This is a genomic window from Cytophagaceae bacterium, from assembly GCA_016722655.1.
Taxonomy (GTDB): domain Bacteria; phylum Bacteroidota; class Bacteroidia; order Cytophagales; family Spirosomataceae; genus Leadbetterella.
The window spans coordinates 2,298,154-2,321,284 of sequence record JADKIR010000004.1 but is presented as its reverse complement, the minus strand read 5'-3'; the positions used below and the strand labels follow the sequence as shown (position 1 = coordinate 2,321,284).

The window sequence follows — 23,131 nt, the reverse complement described above, 5'->3', positions numbered from 1 at the left end:
ATGAACACTAAAGTTGAAATATTAAATCAAAAACTCCGTGAAGCCGAAAAAGGTGGGGGTTTAAGCAGAATTGATTCACAGCACAAAAAAGGAAAACTTTCCGCACGCGAGCGTGTAGAATTGTTGCTGGATGAAGGCACATTTGAAGAAATCGGTGCCCTCGTTACTCACAGAACCAAAGATTTTGACATGGAACACCAAATTTTCTATGGCGATGGTGTTGTGACTGGCTACGGTACAGTCAACGCAAGATTGGTTTATGTTTTCTCACAAGATTTTACAGTTTTTGGTGGGTCACTTTCTGAAACTCATGCCGAAAAAATATGTAAAATAATGGACATGGCCATGAAAACTGGTGCTCCGGTGATAGGTCTTAACGACTCTGGTGGTGCCCGTATTCAGGAAGGTGTGCGTTCACTAGGTGGATATGCCGACATATTTTACCGTAACGTAAGAGCCTCAGGGGTTGTGCCTCAGATTTCAGCGATAATGGGACCATGTGCGGGTGGTGCAGTGTATTCTCCTGCCATGACAGACTTTGTAATAATGGTTGAAAACACCAGTTACATGTTTGTTACCGGACCAAATGTGGTAAAAACAGTTACTAATGAAGAAGTGAGTTCTGAAGAATTGGGCGGTGCCTTTACTCATGCTTCAAAATCAGGGGTTACTCACCTTACAGCAGGAAACGATTATGAGTGTATCCAACAAATCAGAAATTTGCTGAGCTTTATGCCACAAAACTGTGAAGAGGTACCTGTTAAGCAAGATTATGATTTACATGATGAAATCAGAACCCAGCTTGAAACAATTGTTCCTGAAAACCCGAATCAACCTTATGATATCAGAGAGGTAATCGCAGGAATCTGTGACGAAGAAAGTTTTCTTGAAGTGCACAAAGAATATGCTGATAATATTGTAGTAGGTTTCGCAAGATTAGCAGGACGTAGTGTGGGTATTGTAGCCAACCAGCCTATGAGCCTTGCCGGTGTATTGGACATCGAAAGCTCGAAAAAAGGTGCAAGATTTGTGAGATTCTGCGACAGTTTCAATATTCCTTTGCTTGTTTTGGTTGACGTTCCGGGCTTCCTGCCAGGTACTGACCAGGAATGGAAAGGTATCATCACCAATGGTGCAAAACTACTTTATGCTTTCAGTGAAGCCTCCGTGCCACGTGTGACTGTAATTACCCGTAAAGCTTATGGTGGTGCTTATGACGTAATGAACTCAAAACACATCGGTGCTGACTTTAACTTTGCATGGCCGGGTGCCGAAATCGCTGTAATGGGTGCTAAAGGTGCTTCTGAGATAATATTCAAAAAAGAAATCACCGAAGCCGAAGATCCTGCAGCAAAACTTCTTGAAAAAGAAGCCGAATATGGAGCATTGTTTGCCAACCCATACACTGCTGCAGAAAGAGGATTTATTGATGAAGTAATCGAGCCGAAATATACCCGTAGAAAACTCATCAAAGCTTTTGCTACATTGGAAAACAAAGTGGATCACCGTCCAAGGAAAAAACACGGAAATATTCCGTTATAATTTAATATGGTTTTTGATAATAAGAGATAAGGCTTTTTTGCCTTATCTCTTATTTTTTTGTTAAAAAGGTAAATCGTCGTTCACTGCAGCCGGCACTTCTGCATTAGCATTTTTTACTTCTGCTTTTTCTGATTTCCTGCCGAGCATCTGCATGCTGTTGCCTCTGATTTTTACTATAAATTTCTCGATACCATTGGCATCGGTATATTTCTCAGTGCGAAGTTTGCCTTCGATATACACGCTATCTCCTTTTTGAAGAAACTTCTCCCCTATTTCAGCCAGATTGTCCCATAGTTCTATGCGGTGCCACTCGGTTTGTTCTACTTTTTCGCCGTTTTTGTTTGTATAGTTTTCGGAAGTTGCGATATTGAAAGTGGCCACTTTGGAGCCACTTGGGAGTGTTCTGATTTCAGGATTCGTACCGAGATTTCCGATTAACATAACTTTGTTTAGAGATGCCATTTTATTAAATATTTTAAATGAAAAAATTATTGTTTTGCAAAAGCCAATCTTATACCGGATTGACGATGCAAAATTGCGGCAGCTCAGAAAAATGATTCGGTTTTTAAACGTTTGTATTCGAATATAAGCGTTTGTTGTCGGATATAGTACTGATAATTAAGCAAATGAAATAATTTTTATTTATAATTTAAAAAGCCGCAGCAGTGATTGAGGCATTGTTGGAGCTCCCACGCTTTGGCGTGGAGCGAAACCGAAAGCACGGCCACTGCCCAAAAAAAATCAGATCAATGATGATGACAATGGCAGGCGTGAATTCCTTTAGCTTTTTCGAGCGATTCTTTGCCTTCTGTGTAAGAAAACCAGGCGATACCCAAGGCTCCCATAGCGTCGAGGTACAAAATTGGAAAGAGGAAGTTGAGCAAACTGCTGCCCAGTAATACCATTGACATGTACATGCACACGCGGGCACAGTTGGCATCAGCTACGATGGCGTCGGAATTAAGGGCTTTGCCAACTTCTATTTTCTTTTGGATCATCCACCACATGATTCCTATGGAAACAGAAGCTACGAGTACCCCAGGAATTGTGCTTTCTGGCTGGTGTTTTTGGTAGATACTTATCAGTGAAGTAATTACGAGCAAAATTGCCAATGCATAAAGGCTGAAACCTGTAATATTAAGGGCTTTTTTCTCGAAATCGCTCTTCTCACTGGCTGGATTAGCGGTGATTCTTTTGACCATGACCAAAATGCCGATTCCTGAAATCATTTCTATGAAACTGTCGAGCCCAAAGCCAAAAAGTGAAAGTGTTTCATCGGCAAACCCATAGAATGTACTTACAAGGCCTTCAAGAATGTTATAAATTATTGTAAACCAGGACAATCCAACTGCCCAACGGTAGTATTTTTCTTCCGTTTTTTTCATATTCAAATTTAAGCGGAAAACAAGTGCAACAGGGAATCAAAAAAGAAAAATGTTTTAACTTTGTATCATGTCCTGCTCAAAGCGAAAATATAACAGCGAAACCCTGGCGGTTGAGGCTCTTCTCGAAGCCCGGATTAATTTCGACACCAATAGTGCCACTACTGTTTATTTATGTGGTGATTGTGGATATTGGCATTTGACTTCTAGAGGCGACATGCATCCGAAGCTTAAAGCTGCTCTTGATAGTGGCCAGATAGCCAGGCTGAAACTGAGTAATTATTGGGAAAGAAAACTGAGGTAAATGGAATTTGTAGCTATAGATTTTGAAACCGCCACCAACAGCCCCGACTCGGCCTGTGCCGTTGGGATTGTTTATGTAAAAAATGAGGAAATAATTGAAGAATTCTATTCACTTATCCAACCTCCTGATAATCAATACTTATATCACAATACTCGCGTGCATGGTATCACAGCAAAAGATACGGAAACAGCTCCAACCTTTGCGGATATTTATCCCAAAATCAAGGAGTTGATGAAAAACAAACTGGTGGTGGCACACAACGAGTCGTTTGACAGGAATGTGCTTTATCGTACCATGGAGAGCCATGGTCTGAGCTTTCAGGAACTCAACATCAAGTCAAAATGGGAATGTACGGTGAAGATTTTCAGAAAAAAAGGAAATTTTAAGGTTAACCTTGCGGCATGCTGCCAGCGGTACGACATACCTCTTGACCACCATAATGCATTATCTGATGCACGTGCATGTGCAAAATTGTACCTTATTCATAAGTATCCGCTTTTAGGGATGTGAGTGGCGAGTAACGATTATATTTTTCTCACAGAAAACACAGAAATTCACAGAAAAAACTCGCAATCTGGAACTTATTTCTCACAGAAAACACAGAATTTCACAGAAAAAAAACTCAACTCGGCACTCGCAACCCGGAACTTATTTCTCACAGAAAACACAGAAATTCACAGAAAAAACTCTCAACCCGGAACTTATTTCTCACAGAAAACACAGAATTTCACAGAAAGCCCGGCACTCGCAACCCGGCACTCTCCTAACTTACTTATTCTTAAAACTCCACCAGTTATCCGTGATGAAAGCTGAGGCTGGCAAGCCTATTGAATTTTTCAAGGAAGCTTCGTCAATGTTGTTCCATTCAAACCGGGCAAAAATCGGGTTATTGACTTTAGAGCTGCTTAGGGTGATAGTATTGCTTTTGATTCTAATATTGGCTTTATAGAAATTCCCCGAAAGATCCGCCACTTCGAAATTTTCTTTGCATTTTTCGTCGCAATTAAGATCCGGAGAGTCGTAATAGAGAATGATATTTCCTTTTTTGGTTTCATAAGTAAGCAGTTTGGGCCCCTGAACTGTGCCAAGTTTGATATTGTAGAGGTTTTTCAAAGCTACATTAGCCAGCCTGTTTCCTACGTCTTTTTTGTTTTTGGGATGAATATCATCGATATTTCCTATATCAGAAATACAAACCATGGCGGTATTTGGTGTAGTTTCGGCTAATCTTTGAGCATTTCTCAGGGCTACACCTTCTTCGGGCTGCCCATATTTGTAGGGAGCAATTTGCACAAAATAAAAAGGAAGTTCCTCCTGCCAGGCATTTCTCCAGGAAGCAATCATCGTATTCAGCAATTTATCATAATTGGCGGCATTCATCACATTGGCTTCGCCCTGATACCAAAGAAAACCTTTCAGCTTAAATCCTACCATCGGAGCAATCATAGCATTGTATATTGAGGCGGTTTTTACAGGTCCCCAGGGCACTTCTTTTAAGCCAATGGCATCTTTATACAATGTTGGGTCAGCTTTAATTGCGGATTCCGGAGTCCAGGCTTCGGCAGGTGTACCTCCCCATGAGCTATTAATGATTCCAACCGGCACTGAAAGGTCATGATGCAATTTTTTTGCAAAGAAATAACCGATTGCACTGAAATATTTCATACTTGCTGGGGTACATACATCCCATTTCCCATTTAGATTTTGTTGCGGAAAAGCTGCAGTAGCATGGCTAACACTAAAAAACCTGATTTCCGGAAAATTTGCCTTTTCAATTTCAGTCTGAGCACTATCAATACCCGAGCCAGCACTCCATTCCATGTTGCTTTGGCCTGAAACCAGCCAAACTTCCCCAATCATAATATTTTCGAGCTTAATGGTATTGTAGCCCGAAATAATGAGCTCATAAGGCCCCCCGAAAACAGGAGTTTGCAGTTCAATTTCCCAGGTACCCATGGGCGTGGTTTTGTATTCTACGGTTTGGTCATTCCAGGTATTTGTGATTTTTACGGTTTCACCCGATTTTGCCCAACCCCAGATTTTAACTTTTGATTTTTGTTGCAAAACCATGTTGGAACCAAAAACCGCTGGCAGGGTTACATTGGCGAAAGAATTTACCGTGAAAAGGGTCAGAAGGGTGAGTGTAAGTTTAATTTTCATCAGATTATTATTTTTCCGGATGGTTGATAAGGTTTTCTTATGCAAAAATGCTAAAGGATTAGGAAATTAAATGTATTTTTACCCGAATACTCAATAATATTTATTTATGTCGAAAAAAATAATATTTACAGAAAAAGCACCTGCAGCCATTGGACCATACAGTCAGGCTGTTTTAGCAGGAAATACTTTATATGTTTCAGGCCAGATAGCCCTTGATTTGGCTCCCCTGGGAGATATCAAAGCCGAAACCCAAAGAATAATGGAAAATCTTGGCCACATTCTGGCAGCAGCCGAAATGGATTATAATCAAGTGGTAAAAGCAAGTATTTTCCTAAAAAATATGGATGACTTTGCAATAGTAAATGAGGTTTATGGAAGCTTTTTCACTGAAAACCCGCCTGCGAGAGAAACTGTGCAAGTGGCAAAATTGCCTAAAGATGTAAATGTGGAAATATCAGTAATTGCGGTAAAATTATAAAGCCTGCCGATTGCTCAGCAGGCTCATTTAAGGTCAAGATTGATTGTATATTAAGGTTAAATAGGAATCCAAAATTATGACATATTCAAGAAAAAATATAATTTTTGAGAAAATATTTTAATCTTTTTTTTTATTCCTTGAAATTCAACCCCGGAAAACATGAAAAACAGAAGACAATTTTTGAAAAAATCACTGGGTCTTGCAGCACTTGCAGGCTTTGGCAATTCAGGTGATTTACTGGCTAAAATGCCCGAAAAAACCAACTTCAAGATGCTTTATGCCCCGCATTTTGGTATGTTTAAAAACTCTGCCGGGGATGATCTTTTCGACCAGTTGCAGTTTATTTCAGATGTGGGCTTCCGGGCACTGGAAGACAACGGCATGATGGCCCGGCCTGTCGAAACCCAGAAGAAAATTGGCGAAACCATGGCTAAGTTGGGGATGAAAATGGGTGTTTTTGTGATTGAAGGTGGCGACAACTGGAAAGTTTCACTCACAACCGGAAAAGCTGAGTATTTGGATAATTTTCTAAAAACTTGCCGTCAGGCAGTTGAAGTAGCCAAACGCACCAATGCCAAATGGATGACAGTAGTGCCCGGATATTTTGAAAGAAAACTGCCCATCGGTATCCAAACCGCCAACGTGATTGATGCCTACCGCCGGGCTTGTGATATTTTTGAAAAACATGGCCTGGTGATGGTGATGGAGCCATTGAGCGACACGCCTGATTTGTTCCTGAGAAATTCAGACCAATCTTATATGATATGCAAAGCAGTTAACAGTCCTTCGTGTAAAATACTGTTCGATATGTGGCACATGCAACGCAACGAAGGTCAGCTGACCAAAAACATGGATATGGTTTGGGATGAAATCGGGTATTTCCAGATTGGTGATGAGCCGGGCAGAAAGGAGCCAACTACCGGAGAAATAAATTACAATTTTCTTTTCAAACATATTCATGATGTTTCAAAAGCTAAAAATCAGGAATTTATTTTGGGAATGGAACACGGAAATATGTTTCCGGGAAAAGATGGGGAGAAAAAATTAATTGAGGCTTATATTGAATCTGATAAATTCTAAAAAATGAGATACTTAACTATATTGTTTCTGCTATTTTTAAACAGTTGTACTACTAACTATTATGTGGTGCGGCATGCTGAAAAATCAACTTATCCAAAAGAAAACCCTGAACTAACCGAAGAGGGAGCCGCCAGGGCAGAAAGGCTGCGAGTATTTTTGTTGGAGAAAAAAATTAAAGTTGTTTATTCAACCAATACAACCCGTACAATTAATACTGCCAAACCGATTGCAGACCAGAAACGTCTGAGTATTTATGTATATGAAGCAAAAAATCAGGATAAATTCATCGAAAAACTCAAAAAATTGAAGAAAAACACCCTGATAGTGGGACATAGTAATACTCTGAAACCAATAGTAAATAAACTTGCTGAAAAAGAACTTTTGAAAAAAGATCTTGAGGATAATGAATACAACAAGCTTTTTGTAATCAAAAGAAAGGCTTTCGGAAAGCCAAAATCTGAGGTAATAGAATATTGAAGAAACTTATTCCCGGACCGCCCTTGGGCTAATCCAGGTGCCTCGGAAAATGACATTCAGGTAATATCCAAAAAGATTTTTTGCGAGCATTATCTGCAATCTTCCTTTGGGTAAAAAAAACAAAACCAAACCTATCAAAGCCAGTAAACTTTTAAAAATCAGATTATTAAGCACTAGAACTGTGTGAGATAAAATTTTCTCCACGCCTTTGAAATTGTTTCTGATATATACATGCTGTGAAATAATGACTTCAGTTTTGGTCAGTGCGGCAGTTTTTATATTCCTTCGGCTTGCACCTCCGTGCTCATGTTTTATGGGGAAATCACACAGCATAATCAGTTTTTTGCCCAATTGCCTTACCCTAAGTGAAAGTTCTACATCTTCGGAGTACATCCAGTATTCAGTATTCCATTTCCCTGCTTTCTCAAAGTTTTCTCTGGAAATCATCACTACCGAACCTGAAATCCACTCCGGATTAACAGCTTTGCAAGTACAAGTTTTGCAATTATTTTTAGAAAATTTCTTCGAAAAAATCAGTTTATAAATTGACCTTTGTAACCCGAAAAGCGTCCAGAAGGAAGGTAAAATCTTTTGATAGGAAGATGGCTTTTCACTTTGAATGCATGAGACAATTCCGGCTTCAGAATCAGTCTGATATGCCTTTACCATTGAAATGATGGATTCGGCTGTTGCCAAAGTATCAGGATTAAGAAAAAACAGGAGATCCCCGGAAGCATTTTCTGCTCCAAAATTACATCCATGAGCAAAACCATTGTTTCCGGAATTTTCTATAAACTTTACTTTTGGAAATTCAGCTAAAAACCCGGGAAGTTTTCCATCATTGGAATGGTTATCTACAGCAATTATTTCCATCTCAAAATCAGGAAATTGAAATGATACCAAAGCCCTCAGGTTTTGGCCTAAAACCTCCCAACTTTTATAATTTACGATGATAATGGAGAGCTTTGTGGCCATTTCAGGATTTTTTAATGCCTCTCAACACGGCTCTACGAAGATACGGTGGCTGTACCACATTGGTCTTTCCGTAATAATAAATCATGAAATTCCTGGAAAAACGGCTTTCAAAGCCATATTTTTTCAACAAATCAAATAAATCGGCAGCATCGGCTTGTCGGTGATATGTACACACTGCCACTTTGAGATTTGTCTGATTTTGGATTAATTTTTCAGCACCTCTTAATACCTCACCTTCAGCTCCTTCCACGTCAGCTTTAATAAAAGTTACTTTGTCTGAAGTTTTAAAATAAGTATCGAGTTTGATGCATTTTTCATCGTCATGGTCAGAAACGTATTTCTCAACAATCGTCACTTTATCTTTATATGGAGCAAATGTGGCCTCCAATGCGGTAATCCAGGCGGGTTCGGTTTCGAAAATATAGCAATGAGCTGCTTTCTCAATGGCACTCAGTGAAAAATTACCTTCAGCAGCACCTACATCGACGATAATTTCACCATCCTGCACCTCAAAATCACCTTCGAGATAGCAATGCGGAGACTCTGGGTCTTGTTCTAATAGCAAACTATTGAAATATATCTGAGCCCTTTTTTTTGACTTTCCGTTTTTGAAATATAGTTTTTTTTCCTCCCAAAAAGTGTAAAAAAGTCCGTTAGTTAGGTCTTTTTCTACCGGAATATCGGCATAACTATATTTTTCAGGAAAAGAATATGGAAAAATTGTAAGCTTATTATTTTTCAGAAAATCAAACACCTGCTTTTCGTCATCGGCCAACGTTTGGGATTCCAAAAAAGCTATAATTTTATTTTTAAGCCATTTGAGCCTTATGCTTTTGGGGACTATTTTCTTATAAATGGCCTCTTTCATTGTTTATTTTTTGATTTAACAAATTTCTGAAATAATAAGTAATACCCAAAACAAAGTAAATTTTAATATTAACATCAGGTCAAAATGTCTGGTTATATAAAGCCTGAGAGCATTTTTTCGGGAAAATAAAACCGAACTTTATTTAGAAATTTCAAAAACATAATTTTCCAAATATTAACATTTAAACAACTAATGCTTAAATACTTAAAAAATTTCACCTCCAATGAATAATTTAATTTAAATCAAATTGGATGTATGGTTTTTTATATAGAATTTAGTGGAAATTTAAAACTACTATTATGAATAAAAAACTACTTCTATTTGTCAGCTTCATTTTTATTACCACAATTGCGATAGCACAACAAAAATACCATCGAATTTCTGCAAAAATGAGCAAAGAGGACATCCATTCTCTTTTTGAAAAAGGATTGGATGTGGATCATTATCAATTTGAAAATGGGATTTTTAAGGCCGAAGTTTCAGATAATGACATTTCGGTTTTGAAGGCCAACAACATCAAAGTCAAATACCTGGTGCGTGATCTTGAAAAAAACATCCCAAAAATCAACAAGAAAATTGACCAAAAATCTTCGAAAAACCTGCGGCAGGCAGCCACTCCTGCCAATTTTGCTTTGGGTTCTTATGGTGGGTATTTTAGTTTGCAGGAAATGATTAACATCCTTGACCAGATGAGGGTACAATATCCAAATCTTATCTCTGTAAAATCTTCGATTGGAAATACGATAGAAGGACGGCCAATTTATATGGTGAAAATCAGCGATAACCCTGACGTGGACGAGTCAGAACCTGAAGTTTTCCTCAATGCCGTACACCATGCTCGCGAGCCAATCAGTTTGAGCCAATTGATTTATTTTATGTGGCATGTATTGGAAAACTATGGGACTGATCCGGAAATAACTACCATGCTCAACAGCTCGGAGCTGTATCTTGTACCCGTTGTAAATCCTGATGGATACGAATACAATCGCGGAACCAATCCAAATGGTGGAGGGATGTGGCGAAAAAACAGAAAAAACAATGGAAACGGAACCTATGGTGTAGATATCAATCGAAATTATGGTTACATGTGGGGTCTTAACAATACCGGTTCTTCAGCAACTACCAGCTCGGAAACGTATAGAGGAACAGCCGCATTTTCTGAACCTGAAACTCAAGCGGTGAGAAATTTTTGTAATGCTCATGATTTTGTGGCTTCTATGGACTTCCATTCTTATGGCAACTATTGTATTTATCCTTATGGCTATCAGTCAACCAATACAAATCCGGAGCTTTCTTTATTTACTCAGCTCGGCACTTATTTAACCGCAGAGAATGGTTTTAAAGCCGGCAATTCATTGGCTACGGTAGGATATTCAGTCAATGGTGCCGGCGACGACTGGAAATATGGTGAACAAACCACCAAAAATAAAATTTATAGTTTCACTCCGGAGGTGGGCACTTCAACAGACGGTTTTTATCCGGCTCAAAGCCGAATTTTACCTCTTTGTGAATCTACCTTGCAGATGAACCGAAAAATTCTGAAACTATCTTCAAAATTTGCCGCTATTTCTGCTTCCTCAATTACCTCAACCTCCCTTTCCGGAAATCTGAGTTTCAGTTTACAAAATTTCAGTGTCAGAAATCCAACTTATACTGTAAATATTAGCACAAGCAGTCCTTTTGTGGCATCGGTGGGAAGTCCACAATTATTTAGCAATATGGCTACTTTCCAAACCTCAAATAGTCTGTTTGCCTATTCACTTTCTCCCGAAACACCTTTCGGTACGGTTATAGATTTTGTAATAACTTTGGACAACGGCCACAGTCCTCAGCAGAAAACAGTAAGTATTACCTATGATTGTGCAGCACCATCAGGTCTTGCTGCCACTGGAATCACCACAAATGCTGCAAAAGTTTCCTGGACAGCCACAGGCGATGCACATAAATATGTGGTAGCCTATAAAACTTCGGCTTCTGCTACCTGGAGCCCTGACCAGACCCTTGATACAACTTATATTGACTTGACGGGGTTGACTCCCCAAACATTTTATGATTTCAGAGTGCGGGATACAACTTGTAACAATCAAAGTCAGATAAGTTTTACAACTCAGGCAATTTGCGGTATCCCTGCAAACCTCTCCATTGGGACAATTACCTCAACAACCGCTAATGTCAGCTGGCAGGCGGCTTCAGGTGCCACTTCCTATAAGGTTGAATATAAACTTGCCACCGCCACAACCTGGACTGTGGCAAATGCGGCCCAAACTGCATTGACCCAAAGCCTGGGAAGCCTCACTGCATCAAGCACTTACAATGTGAGGATAAGTTCTAATTGTACTTCGGGCACTTCAGGATATTTAAGTGGTCAGTTTACCACTGCTGCACCTCCGGCCGTAACTTACTGTGCCAGCAAAGGGTCAAATTCGTCTTTGATGTGGGTTGATTATTTCAAACTTTCAAACTTAACCCGCACTTCAGGAAATGATGGTGGATACTACAATGGTACTTCTTCAACCATTAACCTTAGTAAGAATACAACTTACACCCTCACCTATTCGGCGGGATATTCTTCAACCAAATACAGGGTGTATTGGAAAGCCTGGATTGACTATAACAACAATGGCTCATTTAACGATAGTGGTGAGCAGATTTTGAATGCAAATAGTACAGGAACGGGAAATTATACGGTTTCCTTTAAGGTTCCGACCACTGCAAAATCAGGTCAAACCAGAATCAGAATTGCCATGAAATATAATGCTACGCCTACATCTTGTGAGACTTTTTCATATGGTGAAGTTGAGGATTTCACTATCAGTATTCCTACAACTGCAAATAACAGTAATGCCAGAATCGGCGAAGAACTAATTGTTGCAGTTGCTGAACAGGTTTTAATGCCTACTATTTTTCCAAATCCAGTTTCTGAGATTTTGACGATTGATCTGAAAGAATCTTCGGCAGAGGCCATGAATCTGGAAGTATTTAATGCCCAGGGCAGAAAAATGTTTTCGGAAATCGTTGAACCTAATGCACTTACTCATCATTTAAATGTGAGCAAGCTTTTACCGGGGAATTATACAGTTTCTATTCTAGGAAAAGAAAAAATAAGTTCGATTCATTTTATTAAGCAGTAAATGTCTTTCCAATATTTCCAAAAATCCCTTTGGCTTCCCGAGGGATTTTTGTTTTAATTAAAAGTTTGCAAATATTAAACTTACCTTAAATTTCATTTTGGATAAAAACCATATTCTGAATTTTGGGTCAAAGACATTAAGTTTGTAGAATATTTATTTCCAAAATAATGAAAACCCTTAAAAAACTACTGCTCTTAACCTTATTATTCACATCATTTACCGAAGGTTTTAGCCAAATCACTAACAAAGATGAACTTGAAGCATACAAAGCAGCGTACAATTCATTTATTTGGGGTTATCCGGTAGTAAGTTTAGGTTTGGAATCTAAAAGATTCTCAGAAGAAATAGCACCAAAAAGTGCATTTAATTATCTAACGATTTTTACTAAAGAGACTGCGGAAACCGCTGAAAAAAGAGATGTAAATGAGGATATAATTTATGCTAAAAGTTATTTTGACTTAAAAAATACTGCCCTTATCATTTCTCTTCCGGCATTGACTGTAAAAAGTTATTATTCAATTTCTTTTAACGATGCTTTCAGTAATAATTTCGATAATTTCAGTTCTTTAAAAAACCTGGCAAAAGACACGAAAATCCTTTTAGTAGGACCTGATTATAAAGGAGAATTACCCAAAAACATTAAAAAAGTAATTAAATCACCTACTAATTTCGGTTGGATTATCGCCAGAAGTTCGGTGGTTGATAAACTTGAACTGACCGAAGCCAAAAAAACTTTGGAAACCATAAAAATAGAGACTTATCCTAAAGCTGGTCAAGTTTCTGATTATTGGGATAGAAATAACATTGATTTTTTACTTAGTAAACCAGAAACCATCGCCACTATTGCCTCAATGGACTGGAGAACATATTTCAAAGTGCTTTCACAGTTTTTGATTGAAAACAAAATTCCTGAGTCGCAAGCTAAGTATGTGGCCGATTTTGCAAAAATTGGTTTGATACCGGGAGAAGAATATGAAAAAACTAAAGTTAAAAAGAGCATTGAAAGAGGTATAAAGCAGGGTTTTCTGGATGCCGTGGAATTACTTAAAAATGAAGCCCCAAAACAGATTGACTATGATAAAAAAGGCTGGTTTTATAATGTAGGCGAAGGGAAATGGGGCAATAAATACACCAAAAATGCCGCCTCAGCCATGAATGGTTTCGATCAGAGTGCCGCCGAAGAATTTATGAAATATCAGACTTTGGTCGATGTTGCCAATGAAACTTTAACTGGTACTGGAAAAGGTTATAAAATGACATTTAAAAAACTTCAGTTACCTGCAACTAAGGCTTTTTGGACTATCAATATTTTGGATAATAACAATCTGATTTATTCTAATCCAAAAAACAAATATGGATTTAACAATAAAACCAAAGGTATAAAACTTCAAAAAGACGGTTCCCTGATTTTGTTTTTTCAAACTACTCCTCCTAAAAATCAGGAACCCAACTGGATACCAATACCCGAAGGTGAGTTTAAGGTTGTTGTAAAAGTTTACAACCCAGGAGAAGACGTAGTCAGCGGAGAATGGATTCCACAAACGCTGGAAAAAATCAAATAGATCAGAAGGAACTCAGAACTTGTTCAAAGAATCCGGGAATAGATTTTGGATAAGTCACAGCCATAAAAACAATTCCGAAAAGGCTTCCCCATAAATGTGCAAGGTGATTGATATGATCGCCCTGGCGTTTGTCCATATAAACAGAGTATGCCATATATATTAATGCAAAGAGATATGCCGGCATTGGAATTGGTATGGGAAACATCATCAGTTTGGACAATGGTGACAAAATAATGCTTGCAAACACAACCGAACTCACGCCACCACTGGCACCAAGGGAATTGAAAAAAGCATTGTTTTTATGTTTTATCAAATCAGGTATGTTTGAAATTATTATTCCCAAAATAAATAATGCCAAAAAAGCCAATCGACCATTAGAGCCAAATAAATATTGAAAATAAGTCTCTACTACCTCACCAAATATGTAAAGAGCATACATATTTAACAATAAATGCATATAATCGGCATGAATAAATCCTGAGGTGACTATTCTGTAATACTCTTTTCTATTATAAACCGCATGTGGATTATGGATCAATCGGTACATCAAAGATTGGTCACGAAAAGCAAAAAAACTAATAGCAACTGTGGCAATGATAATTATAACTGTAATACTCATATTCTTAATTTTCTCTGTTCATTAATTGTAAACCAAACTCTTTGAGAGGTAATTTCTTTTCATCTGAAACATTTAATTTTTCAAGTGCAGCAAATGCAACCTCAAAATAATGCTCCGAAAGTGTTTCTGCGGCATTTTTTATCTCCAGAGTATTATAAATATCTCTAACTGCTGCAACTTTTTCTACAGAATCAAATTTCGCTTTATTAATCCATTTCCTTAAATCATTTCCTTCGGGAAGGTTTTCAGAAACTTCCAAAGCATGCAATAGTAGCCATGTTTTTTTATTTTCGATGATATCACCGCCAACTTGTTTTCCAAATTTTTCAGGGTCCGCATAAACATCCAGGATATCATCCTTCAACTGAAATCCTATCCCCATATTTTCACCAATAGTATAAAGCAATTTCACGGATTCTGCATCGGCTTCAGCTATCATTCCGCCCAATTCAAGTGCAAATCCCAACAAAACCGAAGTTTTTAAACGAATCATTTCGATGTATTCATCTTTGCTTACATTTTGTTTCAAAGCAAAGTCCATATCCATCATTTGGCCTTCACAAACTTCGGCCGCTGTTTGATTAAATCGCTTAAATACATTTTTGAAAACGGCATCATCAACACTTTCCAAAAGTTTATATGCTGCCACAAGCATCACGTCACCCGAAAGAATCGCGGTATTCGTATCCCATTTTTCATGTACAGTGGCCTGCCCTCTGCGAGCGGGAGCATTGTCCATGATGTCGTCATGCATGAGGGTAAAATTATGAAATACCTCCACTGCTAATGCAGGTTTAAGAGCTTTTTGCCACTTATAAAGCCACATATTGGCAGCCATTAAGGTCAATGCCGGTCTGAGCCTTTTTCCTCCTATAGACATCAGATATTTTATCGGAGCGTACAACTCTGGTGGATTTTCGCCGTAGGAATACTCTTCTAATTCACTATTTATTGCCGCTAAATACGCTTTGAATGGCATTTTTGTTGGTTTAAATTACAAAACTAGTCATTTACAGAAACTTTCCGGCACTAATAACCCAAAGTTCTTTAAATTAAACTACAATGTCAGAGATTTAGTTTGCAATTTGTAAAGCGGATAACTAAAAATCAAAAATACCAGGGCAAAAACTGAGCTTTTCAGATCGTTATAAACTGCACCTGCTAAAAATAAAATAGACAATATCAATAAAAGCCATGGAACAAAAGGATAACCAGGGACTTTATAAGGCCGCTTTAAATCAGGTTCGGTTTTTCTTAATTTTAAAAGAGAGGCAAAACCTGCCGCATAGCTCATCACAAAAAAGAAGGTGGCGATATCAGAAAGCACCCCGCTAAACTCTTTGCCTTGAATTGTAAAAAATCCTCCTATTAATATGAGGAAAATGGACCCGGCAGTAGTTAATGGCATGGCCACAGAAGGGGTTCCGCCGGTATTGACCTTCTTTGCAAACGCTGGGAACAAGCCATCACGACTCATTGAAAATATCACACGGGGAGCAAACATAATCTGGGCATTGAGCATCCCAAGTATAGAAAGCATTAAAAAGAATGTCACTATTTTGGCAGATTTTTCCCCAAATATCAATAAAATTGCATCTGAGGCCGCAAGTTTTGAATGAGAAAGAATGTCCAGCGGCAAAATATGCAATATCGCAGCATTAACTAAAAGGTATATTATTATTACCAACACTACCCCAGTAATCATGGATTTTGGAAGACTTTTAGCAGGATCGGTGTTTTCCTCAGAAAAATAAGAAGCCGTATGCCAGCCATCAAATGTGTAAAAAATTGACTGCAAAGCGGTTATTATTCCGAAAAACAAAGCAGGTTTTTCTAATTTTTCAGTCGTAATTTTTAAATTTTCATAATCAACCTTATCTCCATACCAAAAACAAAGTCCAACAAAAGCTATCAGACCTACGGCCTTTAAAAAGGATAAAATCTCCTGGGATCTTCCCCCGGCTTTGGTACCTGCAAAATGAAACAATGTTAGACTTATCAATATCATGACAGCTATTATCCTTAAATATGGAGAAACTCCCGGAATTAGCAATGCAATGTATTCACTCATGGTATAAGCTCCAAAACCCAAAGCTGAAACTGTACCTAACCAACTGGTGATGCCGGTAATAAATCCGAAATAGTTGCCGAAAGCCCTGCGTGCATATACATACCAGGAGCCCGCCTGGGGAAGAGACACGCCCAATTCAACGGCACACATTACTCCCAAAAGAGCATAAATACTTACTGCAATCCAAACCCCCATTATCAGCCAATAATCACCAAGCATTGCTGCGATTGGTCCTGGTTTTCTTAAAATCCCTGTTCCTATTGTGCCTCCGATAGTTACCGCTATACCGAAACCTACACCCAGAAGTTTTAATAATTGATTTTGGGGTTGTTTTGTCATTATATTCTTATTTGTAAAATCTTCAAGTTTTTTTTCAAAAAATTCAGATATGAATCCTACGAATATTCAAATAAACAAAGTACACACTCAATTAAAAAAAAACAGTGGAATTATTTTCCCACTTCAGCCCAAATCTCTCAATTTTATTATTCGGTAATTAGTAACAGAATTAAAGTTTGTTATTTTTGAAAATCAAAATACATAAACTTACAAAAACATAAATACCCCAAATTTTAATGCTTTTTTAATAATGAATGCGAAAAAAAAGAGAATACCGATGAAAAAACATTAATAGTTTAAAAAATATTTGGTTAAAATACTATCATACACTTATTTGCAGGCTAATTAATCTATTTTTTTAACAAACTATAAAACTTTCTATGAAGAGAACTTCACTATTGTTTTTGGGTCTGTTATTGTTTTTAGGTATGAGTGTATCATTTGCTCAGTCTAAAAAAATTACAGGAAAGGTTACTTCGGCCGACGACGGCTCGGCACTACCGGGAGTAACAGTTACAATCAAAGGTACCGGAAGAGGTACACAAACTGATGGAAGTGGAGCATATTCAGTCGATGCTGCATCAAATCAAACATTGGTATTCACATTTGTTGGGATGAGTACTCAGGAAATTACTGTTGGAAGTAAAAACGTAATTGATGTATCTCTGGCTGGGGATGACAATCAATTGGAGCAATTAGTTGTAGTTGGTTATGGAACTCAAAATAGAAAGGATATGACCTCAGCCATATCCACAGTCAGAGGTGATGCATTAAAATCCATTCCTGCACAATCGGTTGATCAGTTGCTCTCTGGAAAAGCAGCAGGTGTTAACATCAACATCCCTAATGGTCTATTAAACAACCCTCCTGTCATCAGAGTTCGTGGATTTAACTCCATTACATCAAGTTCATATCCTTTAATTGTGGTTGACGGAATCATTGTTTTCTCACAAGACAACGGCTCTTCAGGTCCTGGGGGAATTGCTCAAAACCCATTGTCAGATATTAACCCTAATGATATCGAAACCATTGATATTTTAAAAGATGCAGCTGCCACAGCCATCTATGGATCAAGGGCGGCCAATGGGGTATTGGTTATAACAACCAAAAAAGGTAAGGCTGGTAAGTCAACAATATCATATGATGGTTCAACAGCCTGGACAAAACCTTTCAGACTTTTTGACCTTCTGAATGCATCAGAATATATTATGATGAAAAATGAAGGAGAAAAAAACAGAGCCGACATGGCTGGTCAGACTTACAGCCCTCTATTTTTTGAGAATCTTGATCCTAGCGGAAAACCATACGATACCAACTGGTATGACTATGTTTTCACTTCAGGATTTCAGCAAAATCATAACATAAATGTTTCTGGTGCAACACCCAAAACTTCTTATTACTTTTCTGGTGGTTATACCAATCAGGATGGTTTCTTGAAATCCAATACTTTTGAGAGAAAAAATGCTAGAATGAATATTAGCCACAATGTTACTGATAAAATTGTTTTTGGTGCTAATTTCAACTATTCAAATGCTTATTCATTTTCTCCAAACAGTGGTTCACTAATTGGAACTAACTTTAATACAGGTGGTTTAGGCCGTGTTCCTTTAGTTACTGCACCTAATATCCCTGCCTATTTACCGGATGGTTCTTATAATATTAACACTACAGGTGGTCTGGCCAACAGCCCTGGTAATTTGTTAAATAAAGACCGTAGTGGTTTTTACAATCCGGTAGTTTTGATTGATCTTGACAAAGCCTCTGCTCAAAGCGATAGAATGCTTTCGAATATTTATGCAACCATCAATCTAACAAAGGACTTAAGCTTCCGTACTGATTACGGTATTGACTATCAAACTATTGACTCAAAAACCTTCAATAATCCTATACATGGAGACGGTTTTTCAGCAAAAGGTATTGCTAACAATTATCTATATAAAAGCCAGAGATGGTCATGGCAAAACTACCTTAATTACAATAAAAAGTTTGCCGAAGTTCATAGTATAGGTACAACTTTAGGAACGGAAAACCAACATACAGACAGAAGTATGTGGAGTGGTGGCCGTCAAACAGTAGCCGACCCATTCTTTGATGTTTACCAAGGTGATTATACAGTAAACAACAATCCTCCTTTCAACTTCCTGACCGAAAATGGATTTGTTTCCTATTTCGGAAGATTAACTTATGATTTCAGTAAGCGTTATTATTTCACCGCCAGTTTAAGAAGAGACGGACTTTCTGCATTGGCTGAAGGTAAAAAATTCGGTAATTTTTATGGTATATCCGGAGGTTGGAATCTTGCTGAAGAATCATTCTTCAAGAATTTAACTCAAAAAGTTTCAACATTGAAACTACGTACAAGTTATGGAAAGGTAGGTAATGCTGGTATCAGTGACTTTGCCTCATTGAGTTTGTATGGATTTAATGTTTATGGTGGAACAGCCGCAACACTTGCTTTCTCTCAGGCAGGTAATCCTGATTTGAAATGGGAAACCAGTACCAAATTGGACATCGGTCTAAACTACGGTTTCTTAAATGACAAAATCACAGGTGAGCTAACATATTATAAAAACAACATAGATGGGTTGATATTAAACTCCCCTCTTTCTCCTTCAATGGGAGTACCAGGTAACTCAGTTGCTAAAAACGTAGGTTCAATGTTTAATCAAGGCATAGAGTTCTCGGTAAATGCTACAGTGTTACAAAAAGGAGATTTTAAATGGTCAAGTAATTTCAATATTGCTACCCAGAAAAACGAAGTTACTGCCCTGGCTGAAGGAAATGCTGATATTTTTGGTGTAACACAGCTCGAAACTGCAAACATTACACGTGTTGGATACTCAGTAGGTAGCCTTTATGCCGTAGAAACCAGAGGAATCAACCCTGAAAATGGTCGCAGAATCTTTATCAACAAAGCTGGCAAAGAGGTTCAGTACAGTCACGCAGTGGGTACAGGACAAAGCAGATGGACATATCTTGACGGTAGTACTGCACCTGCAATAACAGTAGCCGCAGACGCTAAAATTATGGGAAATACTATTCCAAAATTCTATGGTGGATGGGATAATAATTTCTCCTATAAGAAATTTGACTTAAACGTGAGTTTAGTATATGCTGGTGGATTCTATGTTTACAATGGTACTAAAGCAGGTCTTCATGACCAACGTTTTTGGAACAATGAAGCTGACATTCTCGACAGATGGACGCCTGATACCAAAACTACCGCAACCTGGCCAAAAGTTATTTACGGAGATAATGTATCTAACGGGTCATCGTTCCCAATTTCTAACAATATTGAGAAAGGTGACTTTATTAAATGTAGAAATATTGCCCTTGGATATGCTTTACCAACTAGCTTAACTCAAAAAGCAAAAATTTCGAGTGCTAGAATATTTGGACAGGTAACTAATGCCTTTATGTTAACCAAATATACAGGAACAGACCCCGAAACTTCATCTAACGGTAACTCAAACCTGGCTCCTGGTGTTGACAGAAACTCAATACCTCAGGCTAGGACAGTTTCTTGTGGTTTAAGTCTAACTTTCTAATTTAAATTAAGAAATGATTAACATGAAAAAATTAAATATTAATAAATTAACAATTGCTGCCCTGATTGGAATTTCAGTTATGGGTTGTACAAATGATATCTTAAATCCTGTTCCTCAAACTTCAGTATCGGATTTGAGTGCTTATGATACTCCGGACAGAGTAGAATCATTGGTAAATGGACTATATCGAGGTGTAAAAAATGGCAACTTCTTGGGAGGTCGCTACTGGATTTATAACGACATTAGAGGAGAAGAGTTTATTAATCAGACCAATAATGGCGTTACAGGTCTTCAAACATGGAACTTTACCATTAACTCTTCCTCAAATGAAGTGGCCAATTTATGGGGATCAGCATATGCAGCTATCAACAATATCAATTTGTTTTTAGATAAAGTTGACGCTGCACCTGCGAAACTGACTCCTGATAAAATTGCCAATTACAAAGGTGAAGCCAGATTTTTGAGAGCATTAAGTTACTTTTCGCTTGTAAATATCTACTGCCAGCCTTATACAAAGGACAATGGGGCTTCTTTAGGATTGCCTTTGAGATTAGTTGGTGAAAATGGGGCAGGTAACTCAAACAACCTTAAAAGATCTACTGTTGCGGAGGTTTATGCTAAAATAATTGAAGATTTAAATTTTGCGGAGACAAATTTACCTTCAAATTATTCTACCTCCGATTTAAATGTAACCAGAGCACATAAAAATGCGGCTATTGCAATAAAAACTAAGGTATATTTGGCAATGGGTAAGTATGCAGAGGTAGTCACAGAGGGTAATAAAATTGTTTCTTCTTCAGCACCTTTTAAGGCAAGCTCAGGAGTAAAACATGAATTAAACTCAAATTTTGCAGCAATTTTTACATCTTATAAAACTTTAGAGTCAATTTTCTCCTTACCTATGGCTACAAATGATGCTCCTGGGACTCAAAACCAATTGGCATTTTACTGGTTAGCAGGTCCTGTAGGAGGTGGGGAGTTTTCATTGAATGCATCTGGAATTTTGGGTGACCCAGCCTTTAGTGCTGATGATGATCGTAAAAAATTGACAGCTGCCAGTGGTACCAGAACATATCTTACTAAATTCCCAGGAGCCTCTCCGTTCATTGATTGGGTTCCGGTTATTCGTTATGCAGAAGTTTTATTAAATGTAGCTGAAGCAAAAGCAAGACTTGGTTCTGGTGTTGATGCTACTGCTTTGGAAATTTTAAACGCTGTAAGAACTCGTTCAAAAGGCTCAGTAATAACTGCTGAAAATCAAACTGAATTAGTAAATGCCATCCTAAAGGAAAGAAGAATTGAGTTCTTAGGAGAAGGAAAAAGGTCTTTTGATGTTACAAGATTAAATCAACCATTTCCTGCAAAAGGTTCTGTTAATGCAGTAACCACTGCTCAATCAGAATATATTTGGCCTATCCCAACTACTGAATTAGCAGTAAATAAAGATTGTCAGCCAAACCCCTAATTTTTAGTTTAACAAATAAGAAAAGAGTTGTCTGAAATTACAGACAGCTCTTTTTTTTATAAATACAAAAAAGCCCCAACAGAGTCAGGGCTTTTTGATTCATCATAGGTTATTTAAAATTCTTTATTTGAGTATTGCAAATATATGCATATATCTTGTTATTATCCAAATTTTTATTGCATATATTTTGCAAATACTTGCAAATATTTGCACTGATGATTTTTTATTAATATTTTCACAAAAAATAGAGAATACTAACTTAATGGTTTATTCTTTTGATTTGAATTGCTTATTTAGACTTAAAAGATGGTTGAATTTACTACTCCTCTTAAAGGTATGTTAAAAGAAGAAAGGCAAAAACACATACTGGAACATCTGAAAACGGCCAAAAAGATAAACCTTGGCCAACTAAGCACCATGCTTTCGGTTTCATACGATAGCATCAGGCGGGATGTAATTGAACTTGAAGACAAGGGCTTACTGAAAAAAGTACATGGCGGTGTGGTTTCTAATAGTTATCTCGGAATTTTATCAGGTCAAAGAACTGAGGTAAAAAATGGAAATGACCTTGACATTATTATTAAAAAAACACTTAAACTTTTTAAAAACCACCAAATCATTCTCATGGATGGTGGCACAACAAATTTCTTTCTGGCAGAAGCAATACCAAAAAACCTCCAACTAACTGTAATCACCAATTCGCCTCCTTTGGCTATGGCTCTCAATGACCATGAAAATATTGAAGTAATATTATTGGGAGGAAAATATTATAAAAGATACCAAATCTCTATGGGCCTCGAGGTAACCCAACAAATAAAAAGATTTAATCCCGATTTATATATAATGGGGACCAATGGCATAGATCCAGTAAAAGGATTGACCATCAGAAATTATGATGAAGCCATATTAAAACAAGAAATGATGAATATCTCCAAGAGCACAATTTGCTGTGTGGTAGAGGAAAAAATCGGAATAGTAGAAGCTTTTCAGGTGTGTGAACTCAATAAAATCGACAAGCTTATTACTTCACTGTCACCCGCTGACGAAAAACTTAAAGCATTTGATAACATTGAAATAATTTAAACTTGACACATGCAAAACCAACAAAAAAGCCTCGTTTCCGAGGCTTT

At 37.7% G+C, this 23,131-nt stretch carries 19 protein-coding genes; 11 read left to right on the top strand and 8 right to left on the bottom strand.

Annotation, left to right across the window (positions count from 1 at the left end; genetic code table 11):
- Positions 1–1,542: an acyl-CoA carboxylase subunit beta gene (locus tag IPP61_10575; protein ID MBL0325607.1), complete on the top strand. Its 1,542-nt coding sequence runs from the start codon at positions 1–3 to the stop codon at positions 1,540–1,542.
- A 60-nt stretch (positions 1,543–1,602) separates the two neighbouring features.
- On the opposite strand, the gene ssb is transcribed toward IPP61_10575, so the two are convergent.
- Positions 1,603–2,004, bottom strand: coding sequence for a single-stranded DNA-binding protein (gene ssb / locus IPP61_10570; protein ID MBL0325606.1), 402 nt, complete (start codon positions 2,002–2,004; stop codon positions 1,603–1,605).
- A gap of 284 nt (positions 2,005–2,288) precedes the next feature.
- Complete coding sequence (locus tag IPP61_10565; protein MBL0325605.1) at positions 2,289–2,927, bottom strand: cation transporter; 639 nt, start codon at positions 2,925–2,927, stop codon at positions 2,289–2,291.
- 67 nt (positions 2,928–2,994) lie between these two features.
- Between IPP61_10565 and IPP61_10560 the strand changes: the two genes are divergently transcribed.
- Complete coding sequence (locus tag IPP61_10560) at positions 2,995–3,228, top strand: hypothetical protein (protein ID MBL0325604.1); 234 nt, start codon at positions 2,995–2,997, stop codon at positions 3,226–3,228.
- Positions 3,229–3,738: a 3'-5' exonuclease gene (locus tag IPP61_10555; GenBank protein ID MBL0325603.1), complete on the top strand. Its 510-nt coding sequence runs from the start codon at positions 3,229–3,231 to the stop codon at positions 3,736–3,738.
- 258 nt (positions 3,739–3,996) lie between these two features.
- Here IPP61_10555 and IPP61_10550 read toward each other — a convergent pair whose 3' ends face one another.
- A complete protein-coding gene (locus IPP61_10550) occupies positions 3,997–5,388 on the bottom strand; it encodes a sialate O-acetylesterase (GenBank protein MBL0325602.1) in 1,392 nt (463 codons plus the stop codon).
- A 106-nt stretch (positions 5,389–5,494) separates the two neighbouring features.
- Here IPP61_10550 and IPP61_10545 point away from each other — a divergent pair, with 106 nt between their 5' ends.
- The 3 genes from IPP61_10545 (at position 5,495) to IPP61_10535 (ending at position 7,423) form a co-directional block, all read left to right on the top strand.
- A complete protein-coding gene (locus IPP61_10545) occupies positions 5,495–5,866 on the top strand; it encodes a RidA family protein (GenBank protein ID MBL0325601.1) in 372 nt (123 codons plus the stop codon).
- 159 nt (positions 5,867–6,025) lie between these two features.
- The gene (locus IPP61_10540) at positions 6,026–6,946 is read left to right on the top strand and encodes a TIM barrel protein (protein ID MBL0325600.1); all 921 of its coding nucleotides are present in this window, start codon (positions 6,026–6,028) and stop codon (positions 6,944–6,946) included.
- Positions 6,947–6,949: 3 nt separating this feature from the next.
- On the top strand, positions 6,950–7,423 hold the full coding sequence (locus tag IPP61_10535) for a histidine phosphatase family protein (protein ID MBL0325599.1): 474 nt from the start codon (positions 6,950–6,952) through the stop codon (positions 7,421–7,423).
- Positions 7,424–7,429: 6 nt separating this feature from the next.
- Here IPP61_10535 and IPP61_10530 read toward each other — a convergent pair whose 3' ends face one another.
- Positions 7,430–8,398, bottom strand: a complete 969-nt coding sequence (locus IPP61_10530) for a glycosyltransferase family 2 protein (protein ID MBL0325598.1) — start codon at positions 8,396–8,398, stop codon at positions 7,430–7,432.
- 1 nt (position 8,399) lies between these two features.
- Entirely contained in the window at positions 8,400–9,266 is an 867-nt protein-coding gene (locus IPP61_10525) for an FkbM family methyltransferase (GenBank protein MBL0325597.1), read from the bottom strand.
- Between the two features lie 299 nt (positions 9,267–9,565).
- Here IPP61_10525 and IPP61_10520 point away from each other — a divergent pair, with 299 nt between their 5' ends.
- Together IPP61_10520 and IPP61_10515 are read left to right on the top strand one after the other, a co-directional pair.
- Positions 9,566–12,397: a fibronectin type III domain-containing protein gene (locus IPP61_10520; protein ID MBL0325596.1), complete on the top strand. Its 2,832-nt coding sequence runs from the start codon at positions 9,566–9,568 to the stop codon at positions 12,395–12,397.
- Positions 12,398–12,564: 167 nt separating this feature from the next.
- Positions 12,565–13,959, top strand: a complete 1,395-nt coding sequence (locus IPP61_10515) for a DUF1254 domain-containing protein (protein ID MBL0325595.1) — start codon at positions 12,565–12,567, stop codon at positions 13,957–13,959.
- A gap of 1 nt (position 13,960) precedes the next feature.
- Here IPP61_10515 and IPP61_10510 read toward each other — a convergent pair whose 3' ends face one another.
- From IPP61_10510 to IPP61_10500, 3 genes are all read right to left on the bottom strand, one after another.
- Complete coding sequence (locus IPP61_10510) at positions 13,961–14,578, bottom strand: rhomboid family intramembrane serine protease (GenBank protein ID MBL0325594.1); 618 nt, start codon at positions 14,576–14,578, stop codon at positions 13,961–13,963.
- 4 nt (positions 14,579–14,582) lie between these two features.
- Positions 14,583–15,557, bottom strand: a complete 975-nt coding sequence (locus IPP61_10505) for a polyprenyl synthetase family protein (protein ID MBL0325593.1) — start codon at positions 15,555–15,557, stop codon at positions 14,583–14,585.
- Positions 15,558–15,635: 78 nt separating this feature from the next.
- Positions 15,636–16,988 carry an APC family permease gene (locus IPP61_10500; GenBank protein ID MBL0325592.1) on the bottom strand — a complete coding sequence of 451 codons (1,353 nt, stop codon included), beginning with the start codon at positions 16,986–16,988 and terminating at the stop codon, positions 15,636–15,638.
- A gap of 380 nt (positions 16,989–17,368) precedes the next feature.
- Here IPP61_10500 and IPP61_10495 point away from each other — a divergent pair, with 380 nt between their 5' ends.
- The 3 genes from IPP61_10495 (at position 17,369) to IPP61_10485 (ending at position 23,084) form a co-directional block, all read left to right on the top strand.
- A complete protein-coding gene (locus IPP61_10495; protein MBL0325591.1) occupies positions 17,369–20,536 on the top strand; it encodes a TonB-dependent receptor in 3,168 nt (1,055 codons plus the stop codon).
- A 13-nt stretch (positions 20,537–20,549) separates the two neighbouring features.
- Positions 20,550–22,001, top strand: coding sequence for a RagB/SusD family nutrient uptake outer membrane protein (locus tag IPP61_10490; protein MBL0325590.1), 1,452 nt, complete (start codon positions 20,550–20,552; stop codon positions 21,999–22,001).
- Between the two features lie 336 nt (positions 22,002–22,337).
- Positions 22,338–23,084 (top strand): DeoR/GlpR transcriptional regulator, encoded by a 747-nt coding sequence (locus IPP61_10485; protein ID MBL0325589.1) that lies wholly within the window; start codon positions 22,338–22,340, stop codon positions 23,082–23,084.
- The last annotated feature ends 47 nt before the right edge of the window (positions 23,085–23,131 follow it).

Coding starts and splice junctions, on each gene's coding strand:
- IPP61_10575 (MBL0325607.1), top strand. CDS start 1: ATGAACACTAAAGTTGAAATATTAAATCAAAAACTCCGTGAAGCCGAA.
- ssb (MBL0325606.1), bottom strand. CDS start 2,004: ATGGCATCTCTAAACAAAGTTATGTTAATCGGAAATCTCGGTACGAAT.
- IPP61_10565 (MBL0325605.1), bottom strand. CDS start 2,927: ATGAAAAAAACGGAAGAAAAATACTACCGTTGGGCAGTTGGATTGTCC.
- IPP61_10560 (MBL0325604.1), top strand. CDS start 2,995: ATGTCCTGCTCAAAGCGAAAATATAACAGCGAAACCCTGGCGGTTGAG.
- IPP61_10555 (MBL0325603.1), top strand. CDS start 3,229: ATGGAATTTGTAGCTATAGATTTTGAAACCGCCACCAACAGCCCCGAC.
- IPP61_10550 (MBL0325602.1), bottom strand. CDS start 5,388: ATGAAAATTAAACTTACACTCACCCTTCTGACCCTTTTCACGGTAAAT.
- IPP61_10545 (MBL0325601.1), top strand. CDS start 5,495: ATGTCGAAAAAAATAATATTTACAGAAAAAGCACCTGCAGCCATTGGA.
- IPP61_10540 (MBL0325600.1), top strand. CDS start 6,026: ATGAAAAACAGAAGACAATTTTTGAAAAAATCACTGGGTCTTGCAGCA.
- IPP61_10535 (MBL0325599.1), top strand. CDS start 6,950: ATGAGATACTTAACTATATTGTTTCTGCTATTTTTAAACAGTTGTACT.
- IPP61_10530 (MBL0325598.1), bottom strand. CDS start 8,398: ATGGCCACAAAGCTCTCCATTATCATCGTAAATTATAAAAGTTGGGAG.
- IPP61_10525 (MBL0325597.1), bottom strand. CDS start 9,266: ATGAAAGAGGCCATTTATAAGAAAATAGTCCCCAAAAGCATAAGGCTC.
- IPP61_10520 (MBL0325596.1), top strand. CDS start 9,566: ATGAATAAAAAACTACTTCTATTTGTCAGCTTCATTTTTATTACCACA.
- IPP61_10515 (MBL0325595.1), top strand. CDS start 12,565: ATGAAAACCCTTAAAAAACTACTGCTCTTAACCTTATTATTCACATCA.
- IPP61_10510 (MBL0325594.1), bottom strand. CDS start 14,578: ATGAGTATTACAGTTATAATTATCATTGCCACAGTTGCTATTAGTTTT.
- IPP61_10505 (MBL0325593.1), bottom strand. CDS start 15,557: ATGCCATTCAAAGCGTATTTAGCGGCAATAAATAGTGAATTAGAAGAG.
- IPP61_10500 (MBL0325592.1), bottom strand. CDS start 16,988: ATGACAAAACAACCCCAAAATCAATTATTAAAACTTCTGGGTGTAGGT.
- IPP61_10495 (MBL0325591.1), top strand. CDS start 17,369: ATGAAGAGAACTTCACTATTGTTTTTGGGTCTGTTATTGTTTTTAGGT.
- IPP61_10490 (MBL0325590.1), top strand. CDS start 20,550: ATGATTAACATGAAAAAATTAAATATTAATAAATTAACAATTGCTGCC.
- IPP61_10485 (MBL0325589.1), top strand. CDS start 22,338: ATGTTAAAAGAAGAAAGGCAAAAACACATACTGGAACATCTGAAAACG.